The 12,591-nt window shown below is 33.7% G+C and carries 15 protein-coding genes, 1 tRNA gene and 2 pseudogenes; 5 read left to right on the forward strand and 13 right to left on the reverse strand.

Annotation, left to right across the window (positions count from 1 at the left end; genetic code table 11):
• A complete protein-coding gene (locus AC3WRL_RS00945) occupies nt 1-186 on the reverse strand; it encodes a hypothetical protein (RefSeq protein ID WP_214834667.1) in 186 nt (61 codons plus the stop codon).
• A gap of 501 nt (nt 187-687) precedes the next feature.
• Between AC3WRL_RS00945 and AC3WRL_RS00950 the strand changes: the two are divergent.
• Nucleotides 688-807, forward strand: a pseudogene (locus AC3WRL_RS00950) (DUF4287 domain-containing protein); the annotation flags it as partial.
• Nucleotides 808-1,400: 593 nt separating this feature from the next.
• On the opposite strand, the gene AC3WRL_RS00955 reads toward AC3WRL_RS00950, so the two are convergent.
• The 3 genes from AC3WRL_RS00955 to holA all read right to left on the reverse strand — a co-directional run bounded on the left by AC3WRL_RS00955 (nt 1,401) and on the right by holA (nt 3,940).
• A tRNA-Ser gene (locus AC3WRL_RS00955) sits at nt 1,401-1,485 on the reverse strand.
• Between the two features lie 228 nt (nt 1,486-1,713).
• A complete protein-coding gene (gene trxB, locus AC3WRL_RS00960; protein ID WP_261511526.1) occupies nt 1,714-2,655 on the reverse strand; it encodes a thioredoxin-disulfide reductase in 942 nt (313 codons plus the stop codon).
• Between the two features lie 247 nt (nt 2,656-2,902).
• Nucleotides 2,903-3,940 carry a DNA polymerase III subunit delta gene (holA, locus tag AC3WRL_RS00965; protein WP_492329542.1) on the reverse strand — a complete coding sequence of 346 codons (1,038 nt, stop codon included), beginning with the start codon at nt 3,938-3,940 and terminating at the stop codon, nt 2,903-2,905.
• A 6-nt stretch (nt 3,941-3,946) separates the two neighbouring features.
• On the opposite strand from holA, the gene AC3WRL_RS00970 reads away from it, so the two are divergent.
• The 3 genes from AC3WRL_RS00970 to AC3WRL_RS00980 all read left to right on the forward strand — a co-directional run bounded on the left by AC3WRL_RS00970 (nt 3,947) and on the right by AC3WRL_RS00980 (nt 6,320).
• Nucleotides 3,947-4,381 carry a type I restriction enzyme HsdR N-terminal domain-containing protein gene (locus tag AC3WRL_RS00970; RefSeq protein WP_200245366.1) on the forward strand — a complete coding sequence of 145 codons (435 nt, stop codon included), beginning with the start codon at nt 3,947-3,949 and terminating at the stop codon, nt 4,379-4,381.
• A gap of 450 nt (nt 4,382-4,831) precedes the next feature.
• On the forward strand, nt 4,832-5,443 hold the full coding sequence (locus tag AC3WRL_RS00975) for an HAD family hydrolase (protein ID WP_214833252.1): 612 nt from the start codon (nt 4,832-4,834) through the stop codon (nt 5,441-5,443).
• A 133-nt stretch (nt 5,444-5,576) separates the two neighbouring features.
• Nucleotides 5,577-6,320, forward strand: a complete 744-nt coding sequence (locus AC3WRL_RS00980; protein ID WP_214833254.1) for a dienelactone hydrolase family protein — start codon at nt 5,577-5,579, stop codon at nt 6,318-6,320.
• 105 nt (nt 6,321-6,425) lie between these two features.
• Here the strand turns inward: AC3WRL_RS00980 and AC3WRL_RS00985 are convergent, their stop codons facing one another.
• The 9 genes and pseudogenes from AC3WRL_RS00985 to AC3WRL_RS01025 form a co-directional block, all read right to left on the reverse strand.
• Nucleotides 6,426-6,785, reverse strand: coding sequence for a cupin domain-containing protein (locus AC3WRL_RS00985; RefSeq protein ID WP_214833256.1), 360 nt, complete (start codon nt 6,783-6,785; stop codon nt 6,426-6,428).
• The gene (locus AC3WRL_RS00990; RefSeq protein WP_214833258.1) at nt 6,782-7,312 is read right to left on the reverse strand and encodes a GNAT family N-acetyltransferase; all 531 of its coding nucleotides are present in this window, start codon (nt 7,310-7,312) and stop codon (nt 6,782-6,784) included. The genes AC3WRL_RS00985 and AC3WRL_RS00990 overlap by 4 nt, the downstream gene beginning before the upstream one ends.
• Before the next feature lie 4 nt (nt 7,313-7,316).
• Nucleotides 7,317-7,922 carry a DUF2911 domain-containing protein gene (locus tag AC3WRL_RS00995; RefSeq protein ID WP_214833261.1) on the reverse strand — a complete coding sequence of 202 codons (606 nt, stop codon included), beginning with the start codon at nt 7,920-7,922 and terminating at the stop codon, nt 7,317-7,319.
• Nucleotides 7,923-8,029: 107 nt separating this feature from the next.
• Nucleotides 8,030-8,578, reverse strand: a complete 549-nt coding sequence (locus AC3WRL_RS01000) for a DinB family protein (protein WP_492329543.1) — start codon at nt 8,576-8,578, stop codon at nt 8,030-8,032.
• 54 nt (nt 8,579-8,632) lie between these two features.
• The gene (locus AC3WRL_RS01005; protein ID WP_214833265.1) at nt 8,633-9,166 is read right to left on the reverse strand and encodes a Crp/Fnr family transcriptional regulator; all 534 of its coding nucleotides are present in this window, start codon (nt 9,164-9,166) and stop codon (nt 8,633-8,635) included.
• A gap of 46 nt (nt 9,167-9,212) precedes the next feature.
• Nucleotides 9,213-9,728, reverse strand: coding sequence for a methylated-DNA--[protein]-cysteine S-methyltransferase (locus AC3WRL_RS01010; RefSeq protein WP_251040646.1), 516 nt, complete (start codon nt 9,726-9,728; stop codon nt 9,213-9,215).
• 12 nt (nt 9,729-9,740) lie between these two features.
• Nucleotides 9,741-10,259 (reverse strand): annotated as a pseudogene (locus AC3WRL_RS01015) (bifunctional transcriptional activator/DNA repair enzyme AdaA); the annotation flags it as partial.
• Nucleotides 10,259-11,032 carry an isocitrate lyase/PEP mutase family protein gene (locus AC3WRL_RS01020; protein ID WP_251040641.1) on the reverse strand — a complete coding sequence of 258 codons (774 nt, stop codon included), beginning with the start codon at nt 11,030-11,032 and terminating at the stop codon, nt 10,259-10,261. The gene AC3WRL_RS01020 and the pseudogene AC3WRL_RS01015, both read right to left, overlap by 1 nt.
• A 66-nt stretch (nt 11,033-11,098) precedes the next feature.
• Nucleotides 11,099-11,569, reverse strand: a complete 471-nt coding sequence (locus tag AC3WRL_RS01025) for a DUF1203 domain-containing protein (protein ID WP_492329544.1) — start codon at nt 11,567-11,569, stop codon at nt 11,099-11,101.
• Between the two features lie 137 nt (nt 11,570-11,706).
• Between AC3WRL_RS01025 and AC3WRL_RS01030 the strand changes: the two genes are divergently transcribed.
• The gene (locus AC3WRL_RS01030; protein WP_492329545.1) at nt 11,707-12,549 is read left to right on the forward strand and encodes a pepsin/retropepsin-like aspartic protease family protein; all 843 of its coding nucleotides are present in this window, start codon (nt 11,707-11,709) and stop codon (nt 12,547-12,549) included.
• Nucleotides 12,550-12,591: the final 42 nt, after the last annotated feature.

Genomic DNA, 12,591 nt, shown 5'->3' on the forward strand with positions numbered 1-12,591 from the left:
CTAAGATTCATCTTTTGTGTTTTTCACAAGGCCAATCCCTGCAATAAAGAAGATTAAACCAAGAACTCCTATCACCCCTAAGGTCGTATAAGAAGTATTTTTATTAATCAACTCATATCCAGTGTAAATCAAACCAGCGATTCCCAGAACCGTTAATATTGTTGCAAAAATTCGTTTAATGTTCATGATTTTATTTTTTTATTTTTTTAGTATTTGTAATTATTTCACTCTCTCTAAATTTCCTCATTTATTCTTGAATGAATTCATTTAAAACCTTACAAAAACCAAGCCGTTAATAAACGTCAAACATGTCTAAATACCTCAATAATAAATCACTACAGTTCAATATTTGTATTAATCTTTAACCAATTTTCCGAAATAGCTTTTCGGCTTAACTTTTCGGATCCGTCTAATTTTGGGAAATTTTTCAGAAAGCATACCCATTTCACTCCTCTTGATTTCAAAAAATCAGAAAAGCTTAGGAATTGACCATAAATATCCTTTTTTGGACCATATCATTTCTTTTCATACTATTTACCTTTGTTCTAAGTTACAAAGGCTTATCATCTTCGTCAAATTCAAAAAAATAATTATGTCATTTATAACTTACATCAAAAATATTGAGGAAAAAAAACCGGCAAATCACCGGAAGATTTCCAATTTCTCGCAGACAAAAAAGGTTTTACTAAAAATGGAACTATTAACGTTAAAGCCACTGAAATTATCAACTGGCTAAAAGAGGATTTTAGTTTAGGCCATGGTCACGCAACAGCGATGTACGCCTATTTTAAAGGAAAACGTGAATAATAAAATAAGGTATTTCCACTATGAAAGCAGCATAGAAGTGGCCCATTAGATAGTTTTACTAATCTTTATAGCCCCAAAGTTCATAAGTTGAATTTTACTTGCCTCTCTGCTTTTAAATACCGTTCACTCATCTGCTACAGGCTGTGAAACAGACATTATAACCCAAATGGTAAAGAGTGTTTTTGACAATGGCCTTTACGTATTGCAGGAAAAATTACATAAAAAAAACATAGAGTTATACTATTATAGTAAAATTGATTTTTCAGCACTCTTAGATAATTAAAGATAATGACTATAAGTTAAGTATTTAGCACCCCGGCAAGTATGTCACTACCTTTAAAGATAACGGGCTTTTCACCTTCAAACCTACATTCATGAATATATCAAGAACGTCTGATATAGAAAGACTGCTGACATACAATTTAGTTTAGTGTACTTATAAGAGCATAATCCCACTCATTTCTTTACTCTTAAAAGGGCATCTATCGAGCCCTTACAATGTTAGGCATTCTATCTTATAACCATATGAAAATGAAAGAGAAAGAATTATTAACACAAAAAAAAGGATCTTCTAAAAGAAGACCCTTTTTTTGCGGAGAGAGAGGGATTCGAACCCCCGGACCTGTTACAGTCAATAGTTTTCAAGACTATCGCAATCGACCACTCTGCCATCTCTCCTTAAACTCCAGTTATACTGTCGTTTTCAGTGGTGCAAATATAGAATGTTTTTTAATTCTGACAAAATAATTATTAGATAAATTTTAGCAAATTGAAATAATCCACTAAAAATCAACTTAATTATTTTCTGTAATCCACTTACTGATCAACAAAATTTGAGAAAATCAGATAAAAAATAAACGCATCAGATCAATGATGCGTTTATTGTATATTATATCAAAATAAGTATTAATGTAACTCAGCAAGATACTTTTCAGCATCCATTGCCGCCATACATCCACTTCCAGCAGCTGTAATTGCTTGTCTGTAAATATGATCCTGAACATCACCAGCAGCAAAAACTCCAGGTAAGTTTGTTCTTGTAGATCCCTTTTCTGTTAAGATATATCCGTTTTCATCCAAGTCAATTTGTCCTACAAAAATATCAGTATTCGGTTTGTGACCAATAGCGATAAAAATTCCGTGAACATCAACCGTAGATTTTTCCTGAGTTTGGTTATCAATAACAACCGCTCTTTCAACAAGATTATTCTCCCCTTCTATTCCTATTAATTCGTGGTTGAATTTCACTTCAATGTTTGGTGTATTTTCTACTCTGTGGATCATCGCTTTTGAAGCTCTGAAAACATCCTTTCTCACCAACATCGTCACTTTATTAACCAATTTTGCAAGGTAAGTTGCTTCTTCCGCCGCAGTATCACCGGCTCCTACTACTACTACATCTTTTCCTCTGTAGAAAAATCCATCACAAGTAGCACATGCAGAAACTCCACCTCCATTATATTTTTTTTCGTCATCAAGACCTAAATACTTAGCTGTAGCTCCTGTAGAAATAATCACGGTTTTAGCAAGGATCTCTTTATTTCCGGCAAATAATTTGTGAACACCACCCTTTTCTTTAGAAAGTTCCACTTTCGTGATCATTTCATAATGAACTTTGGTATCAAATCTTTCCGCTTGTTTTTGCAAATCCATCATCATTTCAGGACCTGTAATACCAGCAGGATATCCGGGAAAGTTATCAACCTCCGTTGTTGTTGTTAATTGTCCGCCTGGCTCTAAGCCTGTATATAATTCAGGCTTCAGATCTGCTCTTGCCGCATAAATTGCCGCTGTAAAGCCAGAAGGCCCTGATCCAACTATTACACAATCTAAAATGTTTTGCTCCATAATTTACTTTTCAAAAAGATTAAAATTAAAGTCTGCTAATTTCGTAATTTTTAATGTTTTATTAAAGGAATTTTAATGATACTTGTCAATAATCAATATGTCGACTGTCAATGATTGTTTTTATACGTTGCTGACCGTTATTGGGGCTCATTTTGAAATCGCGAAACGGCTTAAACAACTTGCAACTAACAACATTTCACTTCCTTCCCCGTGACTCGCATCCCGAACCTCCCAACTCTACAATAAACTAAACTTTCATCTTAAATTTATCGACATTAATAATCTTATATACCAATTCCTTGATCAACTCTGCTTCACTCATATTTACCGCTCCCAAACCTTTTCCTTTCATATCAAATTCCCTTAAAATAGAAACCACTCTCGTAGCATGTTTTAAAGGATATAACCTTGCACTTTCTGCGTAATCTTTGATGAAGTAAGGATTAATCCCCATTTGGGAAGCAATAACCTGTGGCGACTGTCCCGGCATTGTCTGATAAATAATAACATTTGAGAAATAGTTATACAAACTCGCCAACATCATTACAAAAGGATTATTCTTAGGATTCTTTCCCATAAAATGGGCAATTTTAAATGCTGCATTTGCATTTTTCGTTCCTAGAGCCTTTTGGAGTTCGAAAACATTATATTCCTTACTGATTCCGATATGGTTTTCGATAATCGTGCCATCCAAAAGCTCTCCTTCTTTAAGGATTATTTTTAATTTACCCAATTCATTGGCGATCCTTGAAAGATCATTTCCAAGATACTCTGCTAAAAGGTGAGAAATATTTGGGGCTGTTTTTATGCTTAATTTAGAACATTCATCAGCAATCCATTTCGGAAGATTATTCTCTCTGATCGATTCACTGAGGAAAAGTGCTTTTGCCTTATCTAAAGCTTTTGTCACCTTTTTCCTGCTATCCAGCTTTTTATGTTTGTGGGCAAAAACCAGAACTGTTGATGGAATCGGATTTTCAACATACGCTTCCAGAATTCTATTTTCTTCGTCATTAAGTTTTAGATCCTGAGCTTCTTTTACAATAATCACCTGTTTATCTCCCATCATGGGAAACTGCCTTGCCAAAGAAAGAACTTCCTGATAAGAAGTATCTTTTCCATAAGTCACGGTCTGGTTGAAAGCTTTTTCATCTTCTTCCAAAAAGTCGTGTTCAAGAGCTTTTACAGCAACGTCAATAAAATAAGGTTCATCTCCGTGGAAAAAATAAATCGGTAAAACTTCTTTATTTTTAATATTTTTGAGGATTAAATCTAATTCTTTCATCTTTTAATGGAACTTCCAAAACTGAATTTTCAGGAAACTTTTGATTTTAAATTCAAGAAAGACAAAGATAAGTTTTTTATTTATGATTTAGTTCGTAAAACTTACCTTTTGCTTACCCCTGAAGAGTGGGTAAGACAACATTGGATACATTATTATCTCACAGTAAAATCCTATTCTGTATCTGCATTGATTACAGAAAAAAAGATCGTTTTAAATGGTCTTACTAAAAGAATTGACCTGCTTATTACAGAAAAAGCACAGCCAAAAATTTTAATCGAATGTAAGGCTCCACAGATCAAACTGACTGAAAAAACTTTTGAGCAAACCGCAAGATACAATTCAATTATTGGTGCTAAAGAAATCATTTTAACCAACGGCTTGCAGCATATTAATGCTTATTTTGAGAATGACCAGTATCAATTTTATAAAGCAGATAATTAATCAGTTTATATTATTTATCTAGGGAAAATCCTGCGCAAAGTTTGTCATTCAGATCTAAGCGAATTGGCGTCTGGAATCTCAGTCTTGCCTATTCATAGATATAAACCAAAAAAGTCATAAAAGTTTTAATGTACCCCAAAGACTGCATTTGAGTTTTTGAAAATACTAAATTTTAAAAAGAATCTTCTTTGACTCTGTTGTTAACTAAAGTTCACAATTTTTAAATGCATATGATAGTTAATATGACTTTAAATTTTTATAAATTTAAAGTGCTTTAATTAAAGTCACAATAAAAGGACACATAAGCATTTTGGAAATCTTTTGATTCTCGTCTTAGGTGATCTCCTTATTTTTCAAAACAAAAAACTTCAAATTTTAAATACCCAAAAAAAACTTTTGTTCCTTTTGTGGTCAGATAAAATATGGTTAAATAAAATTTAAATGATTGATATGAACATCAAAAACATAATATTCGATTTCGGGGGCGTTTTAATGGATTGGAATCCAAGATATTTTTTTAAAGATTATTTTAATGACGATAACAGAATGGAATATTTCCTTACCCACATTGCTCAATCGGAATGGAATGAAGAACAGGACCGGGGAAGAAGTCTCATGGAAGGAACCAATATACAGGTTCAGAAATTTCCTGATTGGGAGAGAGAACTCAGGGCTTATTATGACAATTGGCATGTCATGTTGAAAAGCGAGATCCCACAAAATGTAGAAGTTCTTAGAAAACTAAGCAAAACAGATTATCATTTGTATGGATTGACCAACTGGTCCGAAGAAACCTTTCCTTATGCTTTGGAAAACTATGACTTTTTTCAGCTTTTCGATGGTAAGATCGTCGTTTCAGGAACTGAAAAATTAATAAAACCTGACCCTAAAATCTGGCATCTTTTATTGGAGCGTTATAACATTCAGGCTAACGAATCCCTTTTTATTGATGATAATCCCAAAAATATAGAAATGGCAAAAACCCTCGGCTTTCATACTGTTCAGGTGTATGCAGATACTAATCTAGAACAGGAACTGATTGATATAGGGCTAAAGTTCTAATAACTTATAATAATATTTTGACAATCATTATTATAAGTTATTTTTATTAATTTAGATGTAGATTTCTATTGATATGATAGGTCATTGCCAATTGAAATGACAGGATCAAATCTTATTTAAAAAATTACAAAATATGATACGTTCAATCTTATTAACAACTCTCTTTATGACATCTGGAGCTCTATTCAGCCAAAACCTTAAAACAGTTTCCTACCAGGACGGCTCACAAAAACTGAATGGCCTAGTAACTTCAAACGCCGGAAAAAAACTTCCGGGAGTATTGGTATTACCCGCATGGAAAGGAATTGATGATGAAGCTAAAAATGCAGCCATAGAACTTGAGAAGCAAGGTTACATTGCTTTTATAGCAGATATTTATGGAGAAGGAAATATCCCTGCGGATAATGATGCAGCGGGAAAAACCTCAGGACATTATAAACAAAATTATGCAGAATATCAGAAGCGTATTTCATTGGCACTGGATCAACTTAAAAAAAGTGGTGCTGTTGCTAATAAATTAGCAGTTATCGGATACTGTTTTGGTGGAACTGGAGCATTAGAAGTTGCCAGATCTAATATGCCCGTAGCCGGCATTGTTTCCATTCATGGAAGTATTGGTAAGGACCAAACTAGAAAAAATGGAGCAATAGGTCCTAAGATGTTAATTGAAAATCCAGCAGAAGACAAAGGAGTAACCCAACAGGATTACGACAATCTGATCAAAGAAATGAATGAAGGAAATGCTGACTGGCAAATTATCACCTATGCACACTCTAAGCACACTTTCACGGATCCAAAATCTCCTGATTATAATGAAGTAATGGCAAAAAGAGCCTGGAATCATACGTTGATGTTCCTGAAAGAAATTTTGAAGTGAAAGCTTCAATCTAACAATTTACCAGTTTAATAATGTAGCAATGATATGGTCACTTGATTCAATTTTGCAGCATTAATTTATTGGTAAATTGTTACATTAAAAAAATTATCCTTCTCTATTCACCAAATCCATCGAAAAAGCAGGAAGGCAGATTGCAATGTACTCACAAGGCTCGGTAAAAGGGTTGCTGTAGCGGACTCTTGCTCCTTTTTCCACCATAATACTCTGTCCTTTTTCAAGGGTGACTATTTCACCATCTATTTCAAACTGCTTTTTTCCTGAAATAATAATTGTAAATTCATCAAACTGAGGCGTCTGATGGGGTTCACTCCAATCAGGTGGTGCTACCATATGAGCGATGGATACATTAGGATTTTGCGTAGAATTTCCCCAATGCTCCTCGATCAATTTCCCGTCTGTTGTAGGAACTACAAATGGTGATTTCTGAATTTTATATTTTTTCATTTCAGCCAATTTTCCTTTTTTATTTCATATACAAAATTGGTTCTTGTGGGTTCTGCAAAATAGGCTACTTCTTCTTCCCCTATTTTTTCTCCACCCAATCTTTCCAAGGCAATTTGGGAACGGAAGTTCTCTTTCCCAATATGGAAATGAACTTTATTTACAAATTGAAAAATATAATCCAGCATCAGTTTTTTAACTCTTGGATTTACCCCTTTTCCCCAGGATTTTGTGCCATAAAAAGTATATCCAATAAAAATATGATTGTCCTTTTCATCAAAATCATAGTATCGGCTGCTTCCCAATATATTCCCGGAAGCTTTATCTATAATTTTAAAAGCACCTTTACTTTCAATCGCACCTTTAAAAAAACTCTCAAAAACCTCTCTTTTGTATCGGTCTTTATTAGGATGCTGTTCCCAGACTCTGGGATCAGAAGCTACTTCATATACAGATTCAAAATCCCCTTGTATTAAGGGGATTAATTGAAATTCATTATCTTCTAAAATAGATTGAATAGAAAAATTCATTGTCTTAGCTTTTTGTTTTAGCAGCGTCAGTTTCTATTTTTTTGATTTCTTTCAGTTTATCTGAAATTTTGATTACGGCATCTAATTTTGCAGGTTTTAAGGCAACTTCTGCCTGAGCCATATCCCATTTGATCACTAAATTCCCAGAATTTTCATCCGTAGGATTTAATGTAATTTCAAACCATTCTTGCTTGTCAGCTAATTTATTAACAGGGACAGTAACATCTACCACATCCTGTTTCGGATCGTAGGTATAAGCACCCCACTGTTGAAAATCCTTATTTAAGATCACTTTCCATTCTTTATCTGTTGGAACGATAAATAATCCATATGTTCCTGCAGGCACCATTTTACCACCGAAGTTAACAGCCTGTCCGAATGTAATTTTTGTAGATGAGTTGGCCCCTGCTCTCCAAACCTGTCCATAAGGAACTAATTCTCCAAAGATTTTACGACCTTTTACACCAGGTCTTCCATAATCGATACTGATTTTAGACATAGAGAACTGCTGTTCCACCTTCTGACGCGGACTTGCAGCCGGTACTGAATAGTCTTGTGCAAAACTTAAAGCTGAAGCCGATAGGCAAAGTGCGAATACTAATTTTTTCACGTGTAAATTTTTGTTCAAAAGTACGAAATCAAAACAAAATAGTCTGCTCCAATTTCAATAATTTTTATAATATCCACATTATTAACTTTTCTATTTTTTCAAAAATTTCAAACAGCCAGTAAAACCTTTTTTGCCTGTTCAATATGCCTAACATTATGATAAATAACAAAACGTAACGTATCACCTAGTTTCAGTTTGATCAGTTTTGAAATACTTATACTTGTTTTTGTCTTCTCCAGATTAATGTTTCTGGATTTTTCCAACAGAACTAATAGTTGTTGCTCTTGCCAAATGAATTTTTTCAATACTCCTTTATCCAGCTTAGCGCGGATAGGATTCATTGTTTTAAATGTTTTCATTGTATTTAGCTTTTCTTTTGGCAACATCGACTTTGCAAAATAATTACCAAGGATTCCCGGTGAAAATGTAGTCTTTGTAGTAAAATGAGAAGAAGATATCCTGTGGGTAATCTCCGGAATATAAAAATCTCCGTAAAGATTAAGATGTTCAATACACTCCAGAACACTCCAGCTATTTTCGGATGTTCTGTGATTCAGCTCTTGATCTGTTTTCTGCAAAAGTGTTTCTACATATTGGATGTGTTGTTGGGTAATCGTCGTTAATTCTGATATTAATTGCGAAGAAGAAATTTTCATTGATCCTTTTTATGCAAATTTCTGTATTCCAACATTTCTAAATATTGACTGAACTCAAGATTTTTTTAATCTCGATAATGTTTCGGGACTCATTCTAAGGTAATTGGCAATATATTTATTGGGGATTTCCTGAAATAGCTTCGGACTTCTTTTTAAAACCCTTTCGTAACGTTCAAGAGGTGAGTTGATCAAAAGATCTTTTTCTCTTTCAATCTGTTGTAAAACAAGATCTTCTAAAATAAAAGTCCATAATTTTAAATGCTCATCACTCGATTGAATAAATTCGTAAAAATCCTTTTTTGTTGCTACTTTTACCTTTGTCTTTTTAATCGCCTGAATATAGAAATCCGATGGCTTATCTGATAAAAATGAATCCAGGGAAACAATGATATTATCCTTATAACCGAATCTAATGATCCGTTCTTCATCTTCATCCATGATAAAAATACGGACACTTCCCTCTTCCACAAAATAAACATTCGTGTCTATCTCGTCTTTTATTTTTAGAAACTGGTAACGTTGAATGTTTTTTTCAGTTTTAAACAGATCAGCATCAATCAGTGTTTGGATTATATTTACAGAACTCATAGATTCAAAATGACCTTAATATCAGGGTCTATAAATTTAAATAAAATCAGAATAATATTGCCTTCTCTAACTCCAATAACTTTTGTTTCCTCCAGATTCCTCCTGCATATCCTACGAGATCACCATTAGAGCCGATGACCCGATGACAGGGAACTAAAATAGCTATTTTATTGATTCCATTTGCTGTTCCGACTGCACGTATTGCTTTTGGATTTCCTAAAAACTCTGATTGCTGTTTATAAGTTCTGGTCTCTCCCATTGGAATTTCACATAAGAGATGCCATACTTTTTCCTGAAATTCAGTTCCGGTGATATATAACGGAACATCAAAAGTTTTTCGCTTTCCTTCAAAATACTCCTGTAGCTCCTTTTCTAATTGCTGAAAGTGTTTATTCTCACCCTGAACGATCTCTGCATTTAAAGATTTTGACAGTGATGCAAACTGTTTATCCATATTTTTCCGATCTGTAAACTCCAGCAAACAAATCCCTTCATCTACTGCACAGGCAAACATCGGTCCCAGTGGAGTTTCAATTCTTTTAAGATCTATTATTCCTTGCATTTTGGTATTTTTAGGTGAGACACCTACTATATTTTTAAAACGTTCATTAAATCCACTTAAGCTCTCATATCCTGAATCGATCGCAGCTGCTATAATACTCTCACCATTTTTTATCTTTTTGAAAGCTTTGTTCATGCGCAATTTTCTTTGATAGGCCTGAAAAGTAATTCCATGATTTTTCAGGAACCACCGACGAACCGTTACCGGTTCAATATGTCTGGTCATTAAATCGGCGTCTTTGATTTTTAAAGATTCATCGCGCATTAGTTCATTCAGCAATTCCTGAATATAAAGTGGTGTTTCGTTCAGTTTTTCAAGAGGCTTACAAACTTTGCAGGCTCGATATCCACTTTCTATAGCTTCTTTAGTATCTAAAAAGAATTCTACATTTTCTCTTTTGGGTTTTCGGGCAGTACAGGTGGGCCGACAGAATATCCCTGTCGTTTTTACCGCCATCCAGTAAGTTCCTTCGAATGTGGAATCTTTTTCCAAAGAGGCCTGATACATTCTATCTTCTGTAAGTCTCATCATTACATAAAAATGGGTGAAAAACTTTGTTTTACGAGTACCTCACGGCCTGCATCTTCCAAATGATTATAAATATACCCATTTAAAAAATTTCCTGAAGAAATTCTTTTAACTCCTAAATTTTTAAGGGTCTCAAAATCGGGCAAATCGGGCATACACATTACATTAATTGGAGTTTCTGTAGAATTTACAATGGTTTTGATATCGTTTTCATCCGTAATACAAGGAACGAAAATTCCATCTACTCCTAATTCTTCAAAAATCCTTATTCTTTGCAGTGTTTCATCTACAGGATTTTCAATTCCTAACAAAAAAGGATCAGTCCTGAAATTGATGAAAATATCAATATTGTCCGCTTTCAATTTTGAAATAACCGGTTTAAATTTTTCATGGAGCTCTTCTTTCGTTAATAACTTTCTGGCTCCATCAACCACAACACTGTCCTCTATATTAATACCAACTGCACCAATGGCTGCTAACCTTGAAATATTTGAAACAATCTGATCGCTTGTATTTCCGTATCCACCTTCTAAATCTACAGATAAAGGAATATTCGCTGATTTTAATATTCTTTCAGCAATATAGAAATATTCATCGAAACTCATCTCCTCTCCATCCTCGTATCCTAAACTATGAGCTACCGCAGAGCTAGAAGTGGCTAATGCTTTATATCCTAACTTTTCATATACTTTAGCACTTTGTACATTCCAGACATTTCCTACTAATAAAAGGTCATCATTTATATGCAGATCTTTAAAAATTTGAATATTTGTCATTGTTATTTTTTTATAAAGTTAATAAGAGTATGGCTTATTTTGCAACCGAAAAATGGACAAGTATTTTTATGCTCTTCTTACAACACCATTAAAACATCCTGGTTTTGCATTGTGAATGTGTACATATTCGATTTCCTGATTTTCAAAAATCTCCTGAATCTTTTCTTTCAAAAGTTTTCCCTCAAAAACGTCTGCAAAAAACATCATCCCATTTTTGGTATAGCCGCGAGCAGAAAGAAGTCTATGGTTAAACATTATTGGAACCTCATTAATTTCATACATTTGTGTTGAGTAGTTTGTTCTTACAAAAATAGGCCCGCTGGCTTTATATGGGGAATTTACATTGTGAAAATCATAATTAAGAAGGAAAACCTGCTCGTCTACCTTTGCATCTTCCAAAGTAACCCGGCATGGAAAACCAGGAAATTTATCTACCACTAACTTTTTAATATTTTTTTCTGAAAGTTCAGCATCTGATAAGCGACTCAAGTAAGCAAAATCTACATCATTCAGTGCTTCAAATTTAAAATTGTTCATATTTTTTCTTACAAATTTAAATACAGAAAATCCGCACTGCAACCGAAAAACAGACAAGTATTTTTATGTTCTTTCGCATTTCAAAAATAAAAGGTAATTTTCTAAACTTAAAGTTTCAACCAATAACCATTTTACTGATGTTTACAAAACTTAACATTCTTTTTCTTTCATATTTTATTGTAGTTCAGGCACAGGAAACAATTCCTTTTCGACTCACTCAGTACAATAATATCATTGTCAAAGCTTTGATAAATGATAAGGACTCTCTGGATCTGATGTTTCAAATTGCTATGGCAGATGCCTCCATTTCCCCTGAACGTACTAGAAAAGCAGATCATATTATTTTCAAGGATGAGATCAGTGAAAATAATACCATACAATTAGGAAAAATAGTAACAAAAAATGTTCGGTTTTTCGATAATGAGCTGACAGGACATGAAGCCGACGGGAAATTTGGAACAGGTATTTTTTCGGGAAAAGCTTTCAAGATCGATTATGATAATAATAAGTTCGTTATCTACGATCAGCTGCCAGATTTAAAAGGTTATCAGGCTATTAAACTATACCCTGAAAGAGATCAACTATTCATTAATGCAGAGAATATCATTGATGGAAAATCAGTTGAAGGTCATTTTCTTCTACAATCAGGATATTCCGGAGGATTACTTTACAATAATCAATTTGCCGAAGACAACGGATTAGACAAAAAACTGGAAGTAACAGGAGAAAAAACATTAAAAAACTCCAGTGGTAAAAGTGTCATCACAAAGCAAGGTATTTTGCCCAAATTCAAAATAGGAAAAATAATGATGGAAAATGTATCTGCCGGGTTCTTTGCGGGAGATCTTAAAACACAAAAAGTAAGCTATTTAGCAGCCGATATGATACGAAGGTTTATCTGGATCTTTGATGCTGACAGAAAAACAGCATATATAAAGCCAAGCAAATATTTTTCAGTACCTTACTATAAAATTAATTAAAAATCCTCATCTTATATGTGATGAGGATTTTCTTATGTTGTT

It is taken from the genome of Chryseobacterium sp. FW101-FHT12H09 (genome assembly GCF_058790395.1).